The following is an 18,927-nucleotide window of genomic DNA, read 5'->3' as shown; positions in this document are numbered from 1 at the left end:
ATGCCCGATGGCGTCGCCTGCTTTCGAGGACGGTCCGGACGACCCCCTGGCCGGGCACCCGCAGGCCCTGCGGCCGCTGACCGGCGAACTGATCGCCGCGGTGCTCGTCAACCGCGGGTACGCGTTCTCCGCCGACGCCGACGGCGACCTGGTCGGCCGCTGGGACGACAACCTCATCTGGTTCCTGCGCCCCGGCGAGGCCGGCGAGCTGCTCCAGGTCCGCACCATGGCCGCCCCGGCCTTCGGCATCGAGTACGTCCCGACGCTCTACGCCTTCTGCAACTCCTGGAACCACGACCGGCTCTGGCCCAAGGCGTTCGTGCACGTCGACGACGAGGGGGTGGCCCGGGTCTGCGGCGAGGTGATCACCGACCTGGAACGGGGGGTGACCCCGCACCAGCTCGACCAGCTCCTCGACTGCGGCATCTCCACCGGCTGCCAACTGGCCGCCGCCGTCGCCCAGCTTCCCGGCGGGACGACCCGGTGACCGGCCGGGGCGAGCCCGTCGGGCGGGGGCTGACCGGCCGCGTCCCGGAGCTGGTCGCGGCGCTGGCCGACGCCCGGGACATGCCCGACGGCGAGGCCCGCTTCGCCGAGCTGGACCGGATCGCCGCCCGGGCCGACGCGCTGGGCGACGCGCATTCCGGGCTGGACGCCCGGTTCGCGCTGGTCGAGGCGTACCTGCTGCACGGGGAGCGGTGGCGGCTGGCCGAGCCGGTGCGGCGCTGCCTGGCCGCCGTCGACCGGTCTCCCGGCCTGCTGACCGAACGCCCCGGCGACGCCGAGCTGCTGCGCCGGCACCAGCGGTACGCGGTCGAGGCGGCGATCGGCACCCCGCGGGTCGGCCTGGACCAGGCCCGCGCTCTCCTCGACGACCTGGCACGGCGGGCCGGCGAGCAGACCGGGCTCGTCGCCCAGCTGCGCTGCCGGCTCGCTGACCACCTCGGCGACGAGCCCACCGCCCGCCGCCGGTACGACGACTGGGCCGCCGCCGAGCCCGACCCGACCGCCGGCTGCCCCGGCTGCCTGCCGGCCCGCCGCGCGGAGCTGCTCGCCGGGTGGGGCGACGACGCGGCGGCGCTGGCCACGTTGCGTCCCGTCCTCGACGGCGCGGTGGACTGCACCGACTCGCCCGAGCGGGCGCTGGCCGTGGCGCTGCTGCCCTGGCTGCGCACCGGCGAGGCGGAGCGGGCCGGGCAGGCGCACCTGCGGGCGTACCGGCGGCACCGGCGGGAGCGGGGGGCCTTCCCGTACCTCGCCGCGCACCTGCGCTTCTGCGCGCTGGCCGGGCACCCCGGCCGGGGGCTGGACATCCTCGCCGAGCAGCTGCCCCGGCTGGACCACCCGTACGACGACCTGTCCGCGATGGAGTTCGCCGCCGCCGGGGCGCTGGTCTGCGCCCTCGCCGCCGAGGCGGGGCTGGCCGGGCGGCGGGTGCACCGCCCGGCGCACGGCGGCCGGCCGACGGCCGAGGTGGACGTGGAGACCCTCGGCACCGACCTGCTGACCCTGGCCACCGGGCTGGCCGGCAGCTTCGACGCGCGCAACGGCACCGGGCACCAGTCCGGCCGGATCGCCTCCTGGCTGGCGGAGCGGCCGCTGGCCACGCCGGTGCCGCTGCCCGACGAGGAGACCGGCGACGACCCGGCGACGGACCCGCCGTTCGCCCCGGCGGCCGACGAGCTGGCCCCGCTGAGCCTGTCGATGATCATCGCGGTGCTGGACCGCCGAGGCGACGTCTACGCCGTGGACGCCGGCGGGGTGGTGGTCGGGCGCTGGCACGAGGCGGTGATCCAGTTCCGGCAGGTCGGGCGGCGCGGCGAGATCCTGCACGCCCGGGTGGTGGCGGCGCGGCGACTTCCGGCGGCCCGGCTGACCGAGGCGTACGAGTTCTGCAACGCCTGGAACCACGACCGGCTGCTGCCGAAGGCGTACGTGCACGACCTGGGCGAGGGCGAGCTGGTGCTGGCCGGGGACGTGACCACCGACCTGGAGCACGGGGTGGCCCCGGCGCAGCTCGGCGTCCTGGTCGACGCGGCGGTCGCCACCGGCGTCGCGTACGCCGACGCGGTCGCCGCGCTGCCCTGACGCGGGTGAGGTCCGAAACCCGCCGGACGCCGACGCCCCGTGCTGGTGGACTTGCCGCATGACGACAGCACAGCAGCGGGCCGCCCACCTGCGCGCCCTGCACCGGCCCGGTACACCGCTCGTCCTGCCCAACGCGTGGGACGTGGCCAGCGCCCGCCTGGTCGAGGAGTGCGGGGCCGCGGCGGTGGCCACCACCAGCGCCGGCATCGCCTGGGCCCTGGGCGTCGCCGACGGCGGGGCGCTGGACCGCAGCCGGGCGCTCACGCCCCTGGCCCGGATCGCCGCGGCCGTGACCGTGCCGGTCACCGCCGACATCGAGGACGGGTACGCCGCCGACCCGGCCGGCGTCGCCCGGACCGTCACCGAGGTGCTGGCCGCCGGCGCGGTGGGAATCAACATCGAGGACGCCGACCCGGACGACCCGACCCGGCTGCGCCCCACCACGGAGCAGTGCGCCCGGATCGCCGCCGCCCGCCAGGCCGCCGAGGCCGCCGGGGTGGCGCTCTTCATCAACGCCCGGATCGACACCTACCTGCGGGCGGTCGGCGACCCGGCGCAGCGACTCGCCGAGACCCTGCGCCGGGCCGAGGCGTTCCTGGCGGCCGGGGCGGACGGCGTCTTCGTGCCGGGGGTGGTCGACGTGGCGGGCATCGCCGCGCTGGTGTCCGGGGTGGACGGACCGGTGAACGTGCTCGCCGGCCCGGGCGCACCCACCGTGACCACCCTGGCCGAACTGGGCGTGGCCCGGGTCAGCCTCGGCTCGTCGCTGGCCGAGGCCGCGTACGGCCTGGTCCGGCGGGCCGCCACCGAGGCGCTGACCGGCGGCACCTACACCGCCCTCACCCCCACCACCTCCTACGGCGAACTGAACGCCCTGCTCCGCTGAGCCCCAAGCGCCCGACCCCCACCCCGCCCCCACCCCGACCACAAGCCCCGCCCCGGCCGGGGGGCGGGGACGTGGAGCGGCCCCCGACCACCGGGCGGTGGGGTCGGGGGCCGCGGTCGGGGGTGGGTCAGCTCGCCGAGAAGGCGAGGGTGTAGCTGCCGGAGCCGCTCAGTGCGGTGACCCGGTAGCGGTAGGCGCCGGCCGAGCCCTCGGCCTCCAGCTTCGCCACGCCGTCGGCGGTGGCGGCCCGGGCCACGGTCCGGAAGCCGGTGCCGGTCCAGCGTTGGAGTTCCAGCACCAGCTGGGCGCCGTCGGGGGCGTCGAGGCAGGCGCTCTGCGCGCCGCCGTCGGCGACGAACCAGCGGCCGTCGGGCTGCGCCTGGGAACGGCCGGCGGCGATGGCGCCGGAGCGGCTGACGTCGCCGGTGCAGACCGAGGAGTCGCCGGCCGGCGGGGCGGTGGGGGCGGCGGCCGCCGGCGGGGCGGTGGCGTCGCCGCCGGCGGGCGGCTCGGCGGGGGCCGACCGGCTCTCCGCGGTGACCAGGGTCAGGTTGTTGCGCTGGAGGATCTCGTTGACCGGCTGGAAGAACGTGATGCCGCCGGTGGTGCAGTCGCCGGACCCGCCGGAGGTGACGCCCTGCGCCTGGTCGCCGGAGAGCCACGCCCCGCCCGAGTCGCCGGGCTCGGCGCAGACGTTGGTCCGGGTGAGCCCGGTGACCGTGCCCTCCGGGTAGTTCACGGTGGCGTTCTTGGCCTGGACCACCCCGCAGCGGGCGCCGGTGGTGGAGCCGGAGCGGCAGATCGAGGCGCCGACCGGGGCCTCGGTGGAGCCGTTGACCGGCACCGTGCCGCCGTTGAAGTCGTTCACCACGCCCTGCGGCGTCCACTGGTTGTTGACCTCGACGAACGCCCAGTCGTCGCCGGGGAACGAGGACGCGGCGAAGGTGCCCTGGGCGACCCGGTTCGCGCCGGTGGTGCGGTCCCCCGGCTGGCCGCAGTGCCCGGCGGTGACGAAGCCGCCGACCACGGAGAAGCCGACCGAGCAGCGGCCGGCGTTGTTGATGAAGTACGCGTCGCCGCCCCGCACGTCGAACAGCGGCCGCGGGGACTCGGTGGAGGCGGTCACCCGTACCGCCCCGGCCGGCGCCCCGGTCGCCGCCGCGAACCGGCGTCCGGCCTCCTCCGCGCCCGGCCGGGCGAGCACCACCACCGAGTTGGTGGCGACGTCGACGTACCAGCCGGCGATGTCCGGGGTGGCCCGGCCACCGGCCGTGTCGAGCCGGCCCTTGACCGCGTCCAGCTCCCGCACGCCCCGGTCGACCTCCTTCGGCACCGCACCGGCGGCGCGGACCCGGTCCGCCTGCCTCGGGTCGGCGACCGCCACGGTCAGCGTGGCGCCGTCGGCGCTGAGCCAGCTGCCGCCGTACGCCGCGCCCAGCTCGGCGCGCAGCCGGCCGAGGGTGCCGGTGGCCCGCCGCTCGGCCGCCAACCGCCGTACCGCCTGCTCCCGGCTGAGCGAGAGGTCGCGGCTCATCGCGTCCAGCACCTCGGGGGCCACCCCGCCGGTGGCGTTCGCCCCGGCCGGTCCACCGGCTCGCGGGGCGGCGTTCTCACCGGCGAACGACGGCAGGGTCACCGCCGCCGTCAATCCCGCCGCCGCCACCACGACACCGATGGCTGTCATCCGTCTGCGGTCCATCCGCCAAGCTCCTCCCGGCCGGCGCGGGGTACGCCTGCCGGAACGGAGTACGGAGACGACGGCCGATCGGTTGACCCGGAACCGGACCTTTCAGCGCAGCGTGTCCGGGCGGTCACTCGCCGCGGCGTACCCGGACACGACGACGCCGGCCCACCGCGGACGGTGGACCGGCGTGCGGAGCTGGTGGGTCAGACCTCGACGACCGTCGGGACGATCATCGGGCGGCGCCGGTACTTGTCGTTGACCCAGCGCCCGACGGTGCGCCGGACGATCTGCTGGAGCTGGTGCGGGTCGGTGATGCCGTCCGCCGCGGCCCGGTTGAGCGCCTCGGTGACCAGCGGGACGACCGGGTTGAACGCCTCCGGGTCCTCGGAGAAGCCCTTCGCCGAGAGGGTGGGGCCGCCGACCACCTTGCCGGTGACCGAGTCGACCACCACGGTGGTGGCGATGAAGCCGCCGTCGCCGAGGATCCGCCGCTCGGTGAGCAGCGACTCGCTGACGTCGCCGACGGCGAGCCCGTCGACGTAGACGTAGCGGCTCTTCACGTGCCCGACCAGGCTGGCCCGGCCCTCGACCAGGTCGACCACGTCGCCGTCCTCGCAGAGCACCACCCGGTCGGGGGCGACGCCGGACTCGACGCCGAGGCGGGCGTGCGCCCGCAGGTGCCGCCACTCGCCGTGCACCGGCATCAGGTTGCTCGGGCGCACCATGTTGAGCAGGTAGAGCAGCTCGCCGGCGGGGGCGTGGCCGGAGACGTGCACCTTGGCCACGTCCTTGTGCACGACCACCGCGCCGGCGCGGGCCAGCCGGTTGATCACCCGGTAGACGGAGGTCTCGTTGCCCGGCACCAGCGAGCTGGCCAGCACCACCGTGTCGCCGGGGGCGATGGTGATGTGCCGGTGGTCGCCGCTGGCCATCCGGCCGAGGGCGCTCATCGGCTCGCCCTGGGAGCCGGTGGACATCAGCAGGATCTGCTCGGGCGGCAGCGTGGTGGCCTCCTCCAGCCCGACCACCAGGCCGGGCGGGATGTTGAGCAGGCCGAGGTCGCGGGCGATGCCCATGTTGCGCACCATCGACCGGCCGATCAGCGCCACCTTGCGGCCGTGCTCGATCGCCGAGTCGAAGACCTGCTGCACCCGGTGCACGTGCGAGGCGAACGAGGCGACGATGATCCGTCCCCGCGCCTTGGCGAAGATCGAGTCGAGCACCGGCCCGATCTCGCGCTCGGGGGTGACGAAGCCGGGGATCTCCGCGTTGGTGGAGTCCGACAGCAGCAGGTCGACGCCCTCCGCACCGAGCCGGGCGAAGCCGGCCAGGTCGGTGATCCGGCCGTCCAGCGGGAGCTGGTCCATCTTGAAGTCGCCGGTGTGCAGCACCAGCCCGGCCGGGGTGCGGATGGCCACGGCGAGGGCGTCCGGGATCGAGTGGTTGACCGCGAAGAACTCGCACTCGAACGGGCCCAGCCGCTCCCGGCCGCCCTCCCGCACGGTCAGCGTGTACGGCTGGATCCGCCGCTCGGCCAGCTTCGCCTCGACCAGGGCCAGGGTGAACTGGGAACCGACCAGCGGGATGTCCGGCTTGTGGGCGAGCAGGTACGGCACCGCGCCGATGTGGTCCTCGTGACCGTGGGTGAGCACGATCGCCTGGACGTCGTCCAGCCGGTCCAGGATCGGACCGAAGTCCGGCAGGATCAGGTCGACGCCCGGCTGCTCGACGTCGGGGAAGAGCACCCCGCAGTCGACGATGAGCAGCTTGCCGTCGTACTCGAAGACGGTCATGTTCCGACCGATGGCGCCGAGCCCGCCGAGCGGGATGATCCGCAGGCCACCCTCCGGCAGCGGCGGGGGCAGCTCACCCTCGATGTGCGCCTCGGTCACGCGTCCACCTCATTCTGCGACGCCGTTACCCGGCGTCCGTCGTGTCGTTCGATCATTCGGGCAGTTCCAGGCCCGCCGCGGCGCAGTCGGCGCGCAGCTGGGCGAGTTCGTCGGCGGTGGCGTCCACCAGCGGCGGCCGCACCGGACCGGCCGGCAGGCCCTTGGCCGCCAGGCCCGCCTTCACCAGGATCACGCCCTGGGTACGGAAGATTCCGGTGAACAGCGGCAGCAGCCGCCGGTGCAGGCCGAGCGCGGTCGCCGTGTCCCCCGCGTCGAACGCCTCGATCATCTGCTTGGCGGGCGCGCCGATGAAGTGCGTGGACGTGCCCACCAGGCCGACCCCGCCGACGGCCAGCGTCGGCAGGGTGAGCGCGTCCTCCCCGCTGTAGAAGGCGAGGTCGCTGCGGCTGAGCACCCAGCTGGTGGCGGTCAGGTCGCCCTTGGCGTCCTTGACCGCGACGATCCGGCCGTGCTCGGCGAGGCGCACCAGCGTGTCGGTGGCGATGGCCACCCCGGCCCGGTGCGGGATGTCGTAGAGCATGATCGGCAGCCCGGTGGCGTCGGCGACCGCGGTGAAGTGGCGCAGCAGCCCGCTCTGCGGCGGCTTGTTGTAGTACGGGGTCACCACCAGCAGGCCGTGCGCGCCCGCCTTCTCGGCCGACGCGGCCAGCTCGATGGTGTGCCGGGTGTCGTTGGTGCCCACCCCGGCGACGATTTTGGCCCGGTCGCCGACCGCCTCCACCACCGCCCGGATCAGGGTCTCCTTCTCCGCGTCCGTGGTGGTCGGCGACTCACCCGTGGTGCCGTTGAGCACCAGCGCGTCGTTGCCCTGCTCGTCGACGAGGTGGGCGGCGAGCCGTACGGCGCCGTCCAGGTCCAGCGAGCCGTCGTCGGTGAACGGGGTCACCATGGCCGTGAGCAGTCGCCCGAACGGGCGGGACGCGCCCCGATCGGGGGCGGCAAGGTGGTCGTGCGTCATGTTCACAACCTAGCGGACGACCACCGGAGACCCGGTGGGGAAGGGCTCAGGACAGCTCGGCGTGCGGGCTGGTCGCCACCTCGGTGCCGTCGGGCAGGGTGGAGATGACGAAGTCGGCGAAGACGTTCGGGGCGACCTGCTGGAGCTGGCGCAGGCACTCCACCGCCAGCTCGCGGATCTCCACGTCGGCGTGCTCGGTGGCGCGCATGGCGATGAAGTGCCGCCAGGCCCGGTAGTTGCCGGTCACCACGATCCGGGTCTCGGTGGCGTTGGGCAGCACCGCGCGGGCCGCCTGCCGGGCCTGCTTGCGCCGCAGCGTCGGGTTCGGCTCGTCGACGAAGCGCTGCTCCAGCCCCTCCAGCAGCTCGGTGTACGCCCGGACGCTCGCCTCGGCCGCCTCGACGAACTTCTTGTGCAGCTCCGGGTCCTCGGCGATCACCCGGGGCTCGACCATCGCCGCGTCCCGCTCCGGGACGTAGCGCTGCGACAGCTGGGAGTACGAGAAGTGCCGGTGCCGGATCAGCTCGTGGGTGAAGGAGCGGGAGACCCCGGTGAAGTAGAAGCTCACCGAACCGTGCTCCAGCACGCTCAGGTGGCCCACCTCAAGGATGTGCGCCAGGTAGCCGGCGTTGGTCGCGGTCGCCGGGTTCGGCTTCTTCCAGCTCTGGTAACAGGCCCGGCCGGCGAACTCCGCCAGGGCCTGACCGCCGTCGGCGTCGGTCGACCACGGCACCTCGTCCGGGGCCTGGAACTGGGTCCATGCGATCAGCTTGACCTGGGGCTGCACCATCTCCGGCATTCCTGGGACTGTAGTTGCCCCGCCCCGGTGCGCGAAAGTTGACCTCCCGGCTGCGACAGCCGCCGTGAGCTGCGAGTCTTGGACAGTTTCCGTTCCGGGAGAACGACAAGTGTCCAAGATCTCGCAGACCGGACCGCGCGGCGGCGGGGCCGTCGGGTGCGGGGGGGTCAGACGTAGAGCGCGGTGAACGGGGCCCAGGGCAGGTTTCTCGCCACCGAGAAGGCCAGCCAGACGGCGAGGAACCCGGCGATCACCGGCGAGCTGATCCGCAGCTCGGGCAGGCGCCAGCCGAAGGCCTGCTTCCCGGCCCACGCCACGAAGAGGTACGCCAGGAAGGGCAGCGCGAACACGAAGAGGAAGTGGTGCCGGGCGGCGGCGGGCAGGTCGCCGTGCAGCACGTACCAGAGGGCGCGGGTGCCGCCGCAGCCCGGGCAGTCCAGGCCGGTGGTCAGCTTGAGCAGGCAGCTCGGGGCGGCGTCCGGGTCGCTGCGGGTGGGGTCGCTGACCAGCGCGTACGCCAGCCCGATGCCGACGCAGCCGAGCGCGGCCAGCGGCGCCGCCCAGCGGGGCGAGCGCGCGTGCACCCGGAGCACGAACCGGGTGAGCCGGTCCGGCTCGACCTGCTGGTAGGCGCCGGGCGGCCAGGCGGCGGAAGCGCCGTCGTGCGCCCAGGCGCCCTCGGCGTGCCCGGCATGCCCGTGCGGGTCGCCCGCGCCGTGCGCGACACCCTCAGCCGGAAGGGCGTCGGCGTGCGGGGCGGCCACCGCGCCGGGCGGTGCGGCCTGCGGTGCGCTGGTGTCGGGCACCTGCTGACCCGGCTGACCCGCCGAACCGTCCACGCTCGTCACGCGCTCACGGTACACCGGCCACGCCCTTCAACGCGGCGGCCAGCGGATCGGCGAGATCCCCGGCGACCGGCGGGGCCACCGCGTCCAGACCGAGCCAGCCGGCGAGCCGGTACAGCTCGGCCGCCAGCGCGACGGCGGTCTCCCCCGGGTCGGCGCCCGGCTCGATCCAGGCGGCCGGCACCAGCAGCACGCCCGCCCGCCGGTCGGCCTTGAGGTCGACCCGCGCGGTGAACCGCTCCCCCTGCAGGAACGGCAGCACGTAGTAGCCGTACACCCGCTGCGGTGCGGGCACGTAGATCTCGATCCGGTAGCTGAAGTCGAAGAGCCGCTCGGTGCGGGCCCGCTCCCAGACCAGCGGGTCGAAGGGGCTGACCAGGGTGTTGCCGCGCACCCACCGGGGCAGCCGGGCGGTCGCGTGCAGCCAGGCCGGCTGCCGCCAGCCCTGCACCGTCACCGGCCGCAGCTCGCCGGCCTCGACCAGCTCGGCGATCGCCTGCCGGGCACCGGCCAGCGGGAGCCGGTAGTAGTCGCGCAGCTCCGGCTCGGCGGCCACCCCGAGCGACCGCGCGGCCGCCGACACCAGCGTGCGGTACGCCTCGGCGTCGGTGGGAGTGGGCGCGGCCAGGGCGGCCGCCGGCAGCACCCGCTCGGGCAGGTCGTAGCGGCGGGCGAAGGAGGTCGTCCGGTCGGCGGCGCTCACCTCGCCGGCCCAGAAGAGGAACTCCAGGGCCCGCTTCACCGCCGACCAGTTCCACCCCCAGTTGCCGGTCTCCCGGGGCGCGTCGTGCTCGATCTCGGCGGCGGTCAGTGGCCCCCGGGCGGCCACCTCGTCGCGGACCCAAGCGACCAGTTCGGGCTGCTCCTGGGCGATGCGCCGCATGCCGCCCCAGGCGTCGGAGTGGGCCTTGGCCATCCGCCAGCGCAGCGCCGCGTGCAGCCCCACCGGCACCAGCGACGCCTCGTGGCCCCAGTATTCGAAGAGCTCGCGGGGGCGGCGGTAGGCGGCGGTGTCGAGCAGCGTCGTCGGGTAGGGCCCAAGCCGGCTGTAGAGCGGCAGGTAGTGCGCCCGTTGCAGCACGTTGACCGAGTCCATCTGGATCAACCCGACCCGGTCCAGCACCCGGCGCAGGTGTCGCCGGGTGGGCACGCCGGTGGGCGCCGGGTCGGCGAAGCCCTGGGCGGCCAGCGCCACCCGCCGGGCCTGGGCGAGAGAGAGTGATTCCGGTGCGGCCATCGTCGGGCACCCTAAACCAGCGGTACGACGCCGGAGCGGACGCTGGACCGGACGCCCGGCGAGGAATAGAACGGACACATGCTCACCATCCGCCGCGAAGAGCCCGAGGACGCCGAGGCGATCGCCCGGGTGCACATCCACGGCTGGCAGGCCGGCTACGCCGGGATCATGCCCGACGAGGTGCTGCGCCGGCTCAACCCGGCGGCCTGGGCGCAACGGCGTCGGGACCTCGGCACCGCCGACCCGGAGCACCCGTTCACCACGCTGCTCGCCGAGGTCGATGGGGTGCCCGCCGGGTTCGTCACCTTCGGGCCGTACCGCAACAACCAGGACCGGGGCGACCTGGACCCGGCGTACGGCGAGGTGCTGGCGACGTACGTGGAGCCGGCGCACTGGGGTGACGGCACCGCGCGGGCGCTGCTGGCCGCGGCCCGCGACGGCCTGGCGGGCCGGGGCTGGCGGGAGTACCGGCTCTGGGTGCTGGCCGAGAACACCCGGGCCCGCCGCTTCTACGAGCGGGCCGGGTTGTCAGCGGACGGCGAGCGGTCCACCTACCCGGTGCCGCTCGCCGGTGGGCGTCCCCCGGTCCGGCTCGACGAGCTGCGGTACGTCGGCCGGCTCGACGGCTGACCCGGTGGGTTCCGGACGCCCGGCGGCCGGACCGGTGGCGGCCGGGACGGCCCAGCGCCGGATCGGCAGCAGCATCAGCAGGGCCAGGCTGATCCAGACGTAGGTGTTGCTGCCCAGGAAGCCGTCCAGGCCGGTGAAGTCCTTCTCCCAGGCCCAGACGATCCGGCTGATCAGCAGCCCGTACGCGATGACCGCGAAGGCCAGCAGGGCCCGCCGCCGCGGACCGTGCGCGGGCGCGGCCATCGCGTTGTCGACCAGCAGGATCAGCGCCGGGATCAGCCAGACCAGGTGGTGCACCCAGGTGACCGGGCTGACCAGGCACATCAGCGCGCCGGTCAGCGCCAGCCCGGTGGCCTCGTCGCCGGCGGCCACCGCCGCCCGGGACCGCCAGGCCCAGATCCCGAGGGCAGTCAGGACCAGCAGCAGCCAGGCCAGCGTGCTCGGGTGGTCGGGGTCCAGCCGGGCCACCACCCCGCGCAACGACTGGTTGGAGACGAACGCCAGCTCCCCCACCCGGCTGGTGTTCCACAGCGACGAGGTCCAGAACTCCCGGGAGGCGTCCGGGAAGAGCCCGGCGGCGAGCAGGGTCGCCACCGCCGCGGCCGCCATCGAGGTGAACGCGGCCCGCCAGCGCTGCGTGATCAGCAGGTAGACGATGAAGACGCCCGGGGTCAGCTTGATCGCGGTGGCCAGCCCGATGCCCACGCCGGCCCACCGGCTGCCGGCCGGCAGCAGCCGCAGCAGGTCCAGTCCGACCAGGAAGAGCAGCAGCATGTTGACCTGGCCGAAGTTGATCGTCTCGCGCATCGGCTCGTACGCGGCGGCCAGGCAGAGCGCGACGGCCAGGGTGAACCAGCGGGACCAGCCGGCCCGGCGGGAGACCGGGTCGAGCAGCCACCAGATGAGCACCGCGCTGACCACCACGCTGGCGGCCACGCTGACGGTGATCGCCGCCGGCCACGGCAGGTACGCCATCGGCAGCATCACCAGGGCGGCGAACGGCGGGTAGGTGAAGCCGTACTGGGTGCCGGGCTTGAGGTAGTCGTAGATCTCGCCGTGGTCGTGCACCCAGAAGGTCAGCGCGCCGTAGTAGACCTTGAGGTCGAAGAAGCCGTGCCGGACGGCCGCCACGGAGAGGAAGGCCGTCACCGCGACGGCGAGCGCGACCACCCCGGCGACCTGCGCGGCCGTCCGCCTGGCACCCTGCGCCACCATCGTCACTCCCGCCCTGCGTAGGCTTCCGTCCCATGGCCATGGGGTACGTCCGCCCGGCGCGTCCCGAGGACGCCGGCGAGATCGCACGCATCCAGCTCGCGACCTGGCGGGTCGCCTATCGCCGGATCCTGCCCCGGCACGTGCTCGACAACCTGGACGAGGCATGGCTCGCCCGGCGGTGGAGCGCGGCGGTGCAGGAGCCGCCCTCCGGCGCGCACCGCGTGCTGGTCGCCGTCGAACAGGCCGAGCAATCCTATCTGGTGGGGTTCGCCGCCTCCGGTCCGGCGGACGCCGAGGCGCTCGCCCCCGGTGAGCCGGCCGAGGCGCTGGCCGAGGGCGTGGCGGCGGTGACGGACCTGCTGGTCGAGCCCCGCTGGGGCCGGCGCGGGCACGGCAGCCGGCTGCTCGCGGCCACCGTGGACCTGTGGCGCACCGACGGCTTCGACCGGGCGGTGGCCTGGGCGTTCGACGGCGACGAGGCGACCCGGAAGTTCCTCACCTCCACCGGCTGGGAGCCGGACGGCGCGGCGCGGGCGCTGGACGTCGACGACATGCTGGTCCCCCAGCTCCGGCTGCACGTCGCGGTCCCGGCCGAGCCGGTCGCCACCGACTGAGCGGCGGGCGGCGCGCCGTCGGCCACCGGTGTCGGAGGCCTCGCCTACGGTGGCCGCATGACCGCAGCGACGGCGAGACCCGACGCGGGCCCGGACCGGGCCGCCCCCGGCGCGCGCTCGGCGGCCGACCCCGCCGGTCTGGAGGGGTTCCGCGTCGAGCTGACCGGCTACGCCTACCGGATGCTCGGTTCGGTCTTCGACGCCGAGGACGCGGTGCAGGAGACGATGCTGCGGGCCTGGCGCGGCCTCGACCGCTTCGACGGGCGGTCCAGCCTGCGCACCTGGCTCTACCGGATCGCCACCAACGTCTGCCTTGACCTGCTGCGGGGCCAGGGCCGGCGGGCGCTGCCGATGGACCTCGGGGTGCCGTCCGCCCCGGTGGCGACGTCGCTCGGCGCGCCCGGGTCGGGCCGGGAGTGGCTGGAGCCGGCGCCGGACGCCGTCGTCCTTCCCGAGGACCCGGCCGAGCTGGCGGTGACCCGCGAGTCGGTCCGGCTGGCCTTCGTCGCCGCGTTGCAGCACCTGCCGCCGCGGCAGCGCGCGGTGCTGATCCTGCGGGACGTGCTGCGCTGGCGGGCCGGCGAGGTCGCCGAACTGCTCGACACCACCGTCGCCGCGGTGACCAGCGCCTTGCAGCGGGCCCGGGCCACGATGGCCGACCGGGAGGCGGCCGCGCCGGCCCCCGCGCTGGACCGGGAGCACCGGGAGCTGCTCGACCGCTACGTCCAGGTCTTCGAGCGGTACGACATCGACGCCCTGGTGGCGCTGCTGCGCGAGGACGCGGTGCACGCCATGCCGCCGTATCCGGTGTGGCTGCGGGGGGCGGCCGACATCGGCCGGTGGCTGACCGGGCCGGGCGCCGGTTGCCGGGGTTCCCGGCTGCTGCCGGTGGCCGCCAACGGCGGGTCGGCCCTCGCGCAGTTCCGGCCCGACCCGGCCGGCGGCCATCGCGCGTTCTCGATCCAGCTGGTGGAGTCCTCCGGCGGTCGGATCATCCGGCTCACCCACTTCCTCCAGCCGCGGCTCTTCCCGCTGTTCGGCCTGCCCGAGCGGCTGCCCTAGCGGTACGGCGCCGATGGGCCCGTGTCCGAACCGATGATTCCGGCCGGCGCCTGAGTCCATCCCAGGACAGCGTCCCGTCGGCGGAGGACCATGACCGGGACGGCAGCCACCCGGCGACGGTCGTGCCGCCGGCCACGCAGGAACGGAGACCAGCATGTTCACGGACATCAAGGCGTTCAGTTCGTTCTCGGTGGACGACATCGGACGCGCCCAGCAGTTCTACGCCGACACCCTCGGCCTGCGGGTGTCGCGCGACGACAAGATGGGCGGCTTGCTGACCCTGCACATCGCCGGGGACCGGCCGGTGCTCGTCTATCCGAAGGCGGACCACGAGCCGGCCCGGCACACCGTGCTGAACTTCCCGGTGCCGGACGTCGACCGGGCCGTGGACGAGCTGACCGCGCGGGGCGTGCGGTTCGCCCGCTACGAGGGGATGGGCCAGGACGAGAAGGGCGTGATGCGCGGCAAGGGGCCGACGATCGCCTGGTTCACCGACCCGGCCGGCAACATCCTGTCGGTGCTCGCGCAGGATTGACCCGGTGTGGCGGCTCCCGGCGTCGGCCGGGAACCGCCACCGGTGGTCAGCCCTTCTCGGCGCCCTCGTTGGCACCCCGCACGAAGTACCGCTGGAAGATCACGAAGAGGACCGCGACCGGGATGGTGGCCAGCAGCGCCGCCCCCAGCTTCAACGGATACTGGGTGCCCTTGCCGAGCGAGCCGCTGACCAGGTCGGCCAGGCCGCGCGGCAGGGTGAACAGGTCCGGGTCCTGCACCGAGACCAGGCTGTGCGGGAACTCGTTCCAGGACCCCTGGAAGGACAGGATGGTGAGCGTGATCAGCGCCGGCCGGGCCATCGGCAGCACCACCGACCAGTAGGTGCGGAAGACTCCGGCCCCGTCGATGCGGGCCGCCTCCTCCATGCTGACCGGGATCGACTCGAAGAACTGCTTCATGATGAACACACCGGCCGCGTCGGCGAGCAGCGGCACCACCAGCCCGGCGTAGCTGTTGTAGATGCCGAGCTGGTTGAGCACCAGGAACTTCGGGATGAGCAGCACCACGCCGGGCACCGCCATCACCGCGATGACCGCGGCGAACAGCCCCGACCGTCCCCGGAACCGCAGCCGGGCCAGCGCGTACCCGGCGAGCGAGTCGAAGAAGACCCGGCCCAGGGTGACCAGGACGGTCACCAGCAGCGAGTTGCCGAGCCAGAGCGGGAAGTTGGTGCCGGCGAAGATCCGCTCGAAGCCGGCGATGGTCAGCGGGTCCGGGATCGGCGAGAGCGGGTTCGCCGCCGCATCCGGCTCGGTCTTGAACGAGTTGCCGAGCTGGATGACGAACGGGTAGAGGAAGACCAGCCCGAAGAAGACCAGCGTGGCGTACCCGAGGATCCGGGTGGCCAGGGTGCGGGCGCCGCGGCGGTCGCGCTGGGCGGGCGCCGCCGCGACCGGCGGGCGGTCGGCGATTGCGGTCATGACGGCGACCCTTCCGGTACGCGCCGACGCCACCACCGGGCCCGCCGCGGCCGGTCGGTGTCCCGGTCGGCCATCACCCGGCGCTGCACCAGGGTGAGCACGATGATGATCAGGAACAGCACGAACGAGATGGCCGCGCCGGAGCCGTAGTCGAAGTCCCGGAACGCGGTCCGGTACGACAGGTAGGCCGGGGTGAGGGTGGTCTTGGCCGGCTCTCCCTGGCTCATCACGTAGACCTGGTCGAAGACCTGCCAGGAGCCGATCAGGCCGAGGGTGAGCACCAGGAACATGGTCGGCTTGATCATCGGCAGGGTGACGTGGCGGAACCGCTGCCAGCGGCTCGCGCCGTCCAGCGTGCTCGCCTCGTCCAGCGCCACCGGGACGCTCTGCAGCGCGGCCAGGAACATCAGCATGAACGTGCCGGAGGTGGTCCAGACCACCAGCGTGATGATCGACATCATCGCGACGCTCGGCCCGGACAGCCAGTCCCACCAGCTCAGCCCGAGCGGCCCGCCGCCGGCCAGCGCGGCCGGCGCGGTGTCCATCCCGACGGCCCCGAGCAGCAGGTGCAGCACGCCGCGCGAGTCGGCGAACCACTGCGGCCCGTCCACGCCGAAGACGCCGAGCAGCGCGTTGACCGCACCGGAGTTGGCGAACAGGAAGAGGAAGACCACGCTGATCGCCACCGAGCTGGTCACCGACGGGAAGTAGAAGGCGCTGCGGAAGAACGCCTTGCCCTTGAGCATCCGGTTGTTGACGACCAGCGCGAGCCCGAGGGCGAGCGCGGTCTGCGCGGGCACCACGATCGCCACGTAGTAGCCGTTGTTGCGGATGCTGGTCATGAAGTCCCGACGGGCCAGCCCGTCCTCGGTGAACAGCCGGGTGTAGTTGTCGGCGCCGACGAACGGCACCTTCGACGTGAACGGGCTGCCCTGGCCGTTCCAGTCGGTGAGGCTGACCCAGAGCGCCATCAGGATCGGCAGCAGCAGGAACAGGCCGAGGATCACGATGACCGGGGCGACGAAGAGCCAGCCGGCCAGGTTCTCGTCACCGCGGACGCCCCGGCCGCGCCGGCGCTCCGGGCCGCCGGTCGCGGTGGCCGGCGCGGCGATTGCTTCGGTTGCCATCCACCCTCCTTCGACTCGCCGTGGGGCGCCACCGGTGCGGCGGCGCCCCGGGCCCGTCAGCTGCCGCCGAGCGCGGCCTTGGCGTTCTTGTCGAAGTTGCCGAGGATGGTCTTCGGGTCGCCGTTGGCCAGCCCCTGCAGGCCGGTGTCCAGGTCACCGACGACGCTGTCCATCTTCGGGGCGTTCACCGGGCCCTGGGCGTACTCGGCGCCGTCGATGAACGGCTTGTCGGCCGGGAACGCCGCCGTGTACTGCTCGCGCACGGACTGGCGGGACGGCATCACGCCGAACGCCTTGGCGAAGGTGATCTGCTGCTCGCCGGCGGTCATCGCCTCGACGAACTTGACCGCCTGCTCCTTGTACTTGCTCTTGGCGGCGATGCCCCAGCACTGGGTGAAGGACAGGGTTCCCTTGCCCTTCGGGCCGGCGGGCAGCTCGACCACCTTGTACTTGACGTTCGGGAAGTCGTTCTGCAGCGCGCCCTTGATCCAGTTGCCCTCGATGGTCATCACGGCCTTGCCCTTGCCGAACGCCTCGCCGGACCAGCCGGCGTCGAGCTGCTTCGGGTACCGGGCCAGCCCCTCGGTGATCAGCGACTTCACGTACGTGAGGGCGGCCAGGTTCTCCGCCGTGTCCGCGGTGGGCTGCTTGCCGTCCGCGCTGAGCAGCCAGCCGCCGTTCTGCACCAGGAAGGCGCCGATCCGGTCCCGGGTGTCGCCGAGGGCCAGCGGCACCTGCCCCTTCGCCTTGATCTTGCGGGCGGTGGCGGTGAGCTGGTCCCAGTTGGTCGGGACGTCGGCGTCGGTCAGGCCGGCTTTCGTCCACAGGTCGGTGTTGATCTGGAGGGCGAGGGTGGAGAAGTCCTTCGGCGCGCAGTACAGCTTGCCGTCGTAGGTGAACGTGGTGCGCAGGCTCTCGTAGAAGTCGTCCTTGTTGCTGATCTTGTCGCCGTACGGCTCCAGGGCGCCGACGCTGGCGTAGTCGGCGAACCGGGCCGCGTCGACGTAGAAGACGTCCGGCGGGGTACCGCCGGCCAGGGCCTGGCCGAGCTGCTGGGTGAGGTCCTGGGCCGGGGTGACGGAGGCCTGGTTGCCCGACGACGAGGCCCACTTCGCGGCGGCGTCCTGCACCGCCCTGGTCTCGGCGTCGCCGGAGGAGCCGATCAGGATCTGGAGGTTGGCCGGTCCGCTGGACTGCGCGGTGCCGGACTCGTCGTCGTCGAAGCCGCTGCCGCAGGCGGCGGAGCCGAGGAGCGCGACGGCGGCGAGGCCGGCCACCGCCGCGCGGGTGAGGGTTCGAGGTGCCATCGGTTCTCCTGGGTGGGGGACGGTGTCAGGCGGTGTGCCGCAGCACCAGCGAGGGCTGGAGCAGCACGGGGGCAGGGGTCCGCGGGGGCCCGTCGAGGACCGCGGTGAGCAGGTCGACGCAGCGGGCGGCGGCGTCGCCCAGGGGTTGGCTGACGCTGGTCAGGCCGACCGCCGCGGCGACCGGGGTGTCGTCGAAGCCGATCACCGGCACGGCCGGCGCGCCGGTGTGGGCGGCCGGGCCGGTGTGGGCGGCCGTTGCGGTGCTCGGCGCGGCAGCGCGGGCGGCCTGGAGGGCGCCCAGGGCGAGCGAGTCGCTGGCGCAGACCAGGGCGGTCGGCGGTGACGCGGCGGCGAGCAGGTCGGCGGCGAGCCGCTCGCCCTCGGCGATGCCGTCCACCGCCTCCCGGTCCAGCCCGGCCGGGTCCACGCCCGCCGCCCGCAGGGCCTCCCGCCAGCCCGCGCGGCGGTCGTCGCCGACGCCGGAGCCGGCCGGCCAGCCGATGAAGCCGATCCGGCGGTGACCGGCGGCGAGCAGGTGGCCGGTGGCCTGGGCCGTTCCGGCGGCGCCGTCCACGTCCACCCAGGGGTGGGCGTCGGGGTCGTCCCAGGGCCGGCCGAAGGTCACGAACGGCACGGCCCGCTCGGCGAGCCAGGCGGTACGCGGGTCGCCGTGGTCGGTGCCGGTGAGCACGAACCCGTCCAGGTCGTACGCGCTGAGCAGGTCGTCGAAGGTGGCGATCTCGGCGGCGGCGTCGGCGGCGGTGTAGAGCATCGCGCGGTAGCCGGCCGCCTCGGCGGTCTCGGTGAGGCCGTGCAGGAAGCGGTCGAGCACCGAGCCGTTGATCCCGTCGCGGGTGGGTTCGATGCGGACGGCGATCAGCCGGGACCGGCCGGTACGCATCTGCCGGGCGGCCTGGCTGGCCCGGTAACCGAGGGCGTCGATGGCCTCCTGCACGCGCCGGCGGGTCTCCTCCCGCACGACGTGCGGCGAGTTGAGCACATTGGACACCGTCTGCCGGCTGACCTGCGCGTGCCGGGCCACCGTCGCGATGGTCACCTTTTCGGACACTTGATGCCTCTCGCCGTC

Annotated in this window: 18 protein-coding genes; 7 read left to right on the top strand and 11 right to left on the bottom strand. The window is 74.2% G+C overall.

Going from position 1 to position 18,927, the window contains the following annotated elements:
* The first annotated feature begins 7 nt into the window (after nucleotides 1–7).
* Genes FHX75_RS24875 through FHX75_RS24865 form a run of 3 tightly spaced genes read left to right on the top strand, consistent with a single transcriptional unit; the run spans nucleotide 8 to nucleotide 2,974 of the window.
* Nucleotides 8–487 (top strand): YbjN domain-containing protein, encoded by a 480-nt coding sequence (locus FHX75_RS24875; protein ID WP_154942783.1) that lies wholly within the window; start codon nucleotides 8–10, stop codon nucleotides 485–487.
* Nucleotides 484–2,088 carry a type III secretion system chaperone family protein gene (locus FHX75_RS24870; RefSeq protein WP_425463536.1) on the top strand — a complete coding sequence of 535 codons (1,605 nt, stop codon included), beginning with the start codon at nucleotides 484–486 and terminating at the stop codon, nucleotides 2,086–2,088. The genes FHX75_RS24875 and FHX75_RS24870 overlap by 4 nt, the downstream gene beginning before the upstream one ends.
* A gap of 58 nt (nucleotides 2,089–2,146) precedes the next feature.
* Nucleotides 2,147–2,974 carry an isocitrate lyase/PEP mutase family protein gene (locus tag FHX75_RS24865; RefSeq protein WP_154942782.1) on the top strand — a complete coding sequence of 276 codons (828 nt, stop codon included), beginning with the start codon at nucleotides 2,147–2,149 and terminating at the stop codon, nucleotides 2,972–2,974.
* 127 nt (nucleotides 2,975–3,101) lie between these two features.
* Here FHX75_RS24865 and FHX75_RS24860 read toward each other — a convergent pair whose 3' ends face one another.
* From FHX75_RS24860 to FHX75_RS24835, 6 genes are all read right to left on the bottom strand, one after another.
* On the bottom strand, nucleotides 3,102–4,673 hold the full coding sequence (locus FHX75_RS24860; RefSeq protein WP_154942781.1) for a S1 family peptidase: 1,572 nt from the start codon (nucleotides 4,671–4,673) through the stop codon (nucleotides 3,102–3,104).
* A 188-nt stretch (nucleotides 4,674–4,861) separates the two neighbouring features.
* Complete coding sequence (locus tag FHX75_RS24855) at nucleotides 4,862–6,550, bottom strand: ribonuclease J (RefSeq protein WP_154942780.1); 1,689 nt, start codon at nucleotides 6,548–6,550, stop codon at nucleotides 4,862–4,864.
* Between the two features lie 52 nt (nucleotides 6,551–6,602).
* The gene (dapA, locus tag FHX75_RS24850) at nucleotides 6,603–7,529 is read right to left on the bottom strand and encodes a 4-hydroxy-tetrahydrodipicolinate synthase (protein WP_154942779.1); all 927 of its coding nucleotides are present in this window, start codon (nucleotides 7,527–7,529) and stop codon (nucleotides 6,603–6,605) included.
* Between the two features lie 46 nt (nucleotides 7,530–7,575).
* Nucleotides 7,576–8,319, bottom strand: a complete 744-nt coding sequence (gene thyX, locus FHX75_RS24845) for an FAD-dependent thymidylate synthase (RefSeq protein ID WP_154943144.1) — start codon at nucleotides 8,317–8,319, stop codon at nucleotides 7,576–7,578.
* Nucleotides 8,320–8,495: 176 nt separating this feature from the next.
* On the bottom strand, nucleotides 8,496–9,176 hold the full coding sequence (locus tag FHX75_RS24840) for a DUF2752 domain-containing protein (protein ID WP_425463535.1): 681 nt from the start codon (nucleotides 9,174–9,176) through the stop codon (nucleotides 8,496–8,498).
* 4 nt (nucleotides 9,177–9,180) lie between these two features.
* A complete protein-coding gene (locus FHX75_RS24835) occupies nucleotides 9,181–10,410 on the bottom strand; it encodes a winged helix-turn-helix domain-containing protein (RefSeq protein ID WP_154942778.1) in 1,230 nt (409 codons plus the stop codon).
* A gap of 78 nt (nucleotides 10,411–10,488) precedes the next feature.
* Here FHX75_RS24835 and FHX75_RS24830 point away from each other — a divergent pair, with 78 nt between their 5' ends.
* Nucleotides 10,489–11,040: a GNAT family N-acetyltransferase gene (locus tag FHX75_RS24830; RefSeq protein ID WP_154942777.1), complete on the top strand. Its 552-nt coding sequence runs from the start codon at nucleotides 10,489–10,491 to the stop codon at nucleotides 11,038–11,040.
* Here FHX75_RS24830 and FHX75_RS24825 read toward each other — a convergent pair.
* Nucleotides 10,939–12,252 (bottom strand): glycosyltransferase 87 family protein, encoded by a 1,314-nt coding sequence (locus FHX75_RS24825; protein ID WP_154943142.1) that lies wholly within the window; start codon nucleotides 12,250–12,252, stop codon nucleotides 10,939–10,941. The two genes, FHX75_RS24830 and FHX75_RS24825, sit on opposite strands and share 102 nt — an antisense overlap.
* Nucleotides 12,253–12,287: 35 nt before the next feature.
* Here FHX75_RS24825 and FHX75_RS24820 point away from each other — a divergent pair, with 35 nt between their 5' ends.
* The 3 genes from FHX75_RS24820 to FHX75_RS24810 all read left to right on the top strand — a co-directional run bounded on the left by FHX75_RS24820 (nucleotide 12,288) and on the right by FHX75_RS24810 (nucleotide 14,466).
* A complete protein-coding gene (locus FHX75_RS24820; protein WP_154942776.1) occupies nucleotides 12,288–12,869 on the top strand; it encodes a GNAT family N-acetyltransferase in 582 nt (193 codons plus the stop codon).
* 57 nt (nucleotides 12,870–12,926) lie between these two features.
* Nucleotides 12,927–13,931: a sigma-70 family RNA polymerase sigma factor gene (locus FHX75_RS24815; protein WP_154942775.1), complete on the top strand. Its 1,005-nt coding sequence runs from the start codon at nucleotides 12,927–12,929 to the stop codon at nucleotides 13,929–13,931.
* A 154-nt stretch (nucleotides 13,932–14,085) separates the two neighbouring features.
* Nucleotides 14,086–14,466: a VOC family protein gene (locus tag FHX75_RS24810; protein WP_154942774.1), complete on the top strand. Its 381-nt coding sequence runs from the start codon at nucleotides 14,086–14,088 to the stop codon at nucleotides 14,464–14,466.
* Nucleotides 14,467–14,512: 46 nt separating this feature from the next.
* On the opposite strand, the gene FHX75_RS24805 is transcribed toward FHX75_RS24810, so the two are convergent.
* The 4 genes from FHX75_RS24805 to FHX75_RS24790 are packed head-to-tail and all read right to left on the bottom strand — an operon-like array spanning nucleotide 14,513 to nucleotide 18,897.
* Entirely contained in the window at nucleotides 14,513–15,406 is an 894-nt protein-coding gene (locus tag FHX75_RS24805; RefSeq protein ID WP_154942773.1) for a carbohydrate ABC transporter permease, read from the bottom strand.
* Nucleotides 15,403–16,533 (bottom strand): carbohydrate ABC transporter permease, encoded by a 1,131-nt coding sequence (locus FHX75_RS24800; RefSeq protein ID WP_154942772.1) that lies wholly within the window; start codon nucleotides 16,531–16,533, stop codon nucleotides 15,403–15,405. The genes FHX75_RS24805 and FHX75_RS24800 overlap by 4 nt, the downstream gene beginning before the upstream one ends.
* 56 nt (nucleotides 16,534–16,589) lie before the next feature.
* Nucleotides 16,590–17,840: a sugar ABC transporter substrate-binding protein gene (locus FHX75_RS24795; protein ID WP_154942771.1), complete on the bottom strand. Its 1,251-nt coding sequence runs from the start codon at nucleotides 17,838–17,840 to the stop codon at nucleotides 16,590–16,592.
* A gap of 25 nt (nucleotides 17,841–17,865) precedes the next feature.
* Nucleotides 17,866–18,897, bottom strand: coding sequence for a LacI family DNA-binding transcriptional regulator (locus FHX75_RS24790; protein WP_246158583.1), 1,032 nt, complete (start codon nucleotides 18,895–18,897; stop codon nucleotides 17,866–17,868).
* Between the last annotated feature and the right edge of the window lie 30 nt (nucleotides 18,898–18,927).

The organism is Micromonospora palomenae, from assembly GCF_007829925.1.
Lineage (GTDB): Bacteria > Actinomycetota > Actinomycetes > Mycobacteriales > Micromonosporaceae > Micromonospora > Micromonospora purpureochromogenes.
This window is presented reverse-complemented; position numbering and strand designations above follow the sequence as displayed.

Bases quoted from the DNA above. Each gene is read 5' to 3' on its own strand.
- FHX75_RS24875 (WP_154942783.1), top strand. From the start codon at position 8: ATGGCGTCGCCTGCTTTCGAGGACGGTCCGGACGACCCCCTGGCCGGG.
- FHX75_RS24865 (WP_154942782.1), top strand. From the start codon at position 2,147: ATGACGACAGCACAGCAGCGGGCCGCCCACCTGCGCGCCCTGCACCGG.
- FHX75_RS24860 (WP_154942781.1), bottom strand. From the start codon at position 4,673: ATGGACCGCAGACGGATGACAGCCATCGGTGTCGTGGTGGCGGCGGCG.
- dapA (WP_154942779.1), bottom strand. From the start codon at position 7,529: ATGACGCACGACCACCTTGCCGCCCCCGATCGGGGCGCGTCCCGCCCG.
- thyX (WP_154943144.1), bottom strand. From the start codon at position 8,319: ATGGTGCAGCCCCAGGTCAAGCTGATCGCATGGACCCAGTTCCAGGCC.
- FHX75_RS24835 (WP_154942778.1), bottom strand. From the start codon at position 10,410: ATGGCCGCACCGGAATCACTCTCTCTCGCCCAGGCCCGGCGGGTGGCG.
- FHX75_RS24830 (WP_154942777.1), top strand. From the start codon at position 10,489: ATGCTCACCATCCGCCGCGAAGAGCCCGAGGACGCCGAGGCGATCGCC.
- FHX75_RS24820 (WP_154942776.1), top strand. From the start codon at position 12,288: ATGGCCATGGGGTACGTCCGCCCGGCGCGTCCCGAGGACGCCGGCGAG.
- FHX75_RS24815 (WP_154942775.1), top strand. From the start codon at position 12,927: ATGACCGCAGCGACGGCGAGACCCGACGCGGGCCCGGACCGGGCCGCC.
- FHX75_RS24810 (WP_154942774.1), top strand. From the start codon at position 14,086: ATGTTCACGGACATCAAGGCGTTCAGTTCGTTCTCGGTGGACGACATC.
- FHX75_RS24805 (WP_154942773.1), bottom strand. From the start codon at position 15,406: ATGACCGCAATCGCCGACCGCCCGCCGGTCGCGGCGGCGCCCGCCCAG.
- FHX75_RS24800 (WP_154942772.1), bottom strand. From the start codon at position 16,533: ATGGCAACCGAAGCAATCGCCGCGCCGGCCACCGCGACCGGCGGCCCG.
- FHX75_RS24795 (WP_154942771.1), bottom strand. From the start codon at position 17,840: ATGGCACCTCGAACCCTCACCCGCGCGGCGGTGGCCGGCCTCGCCGCC.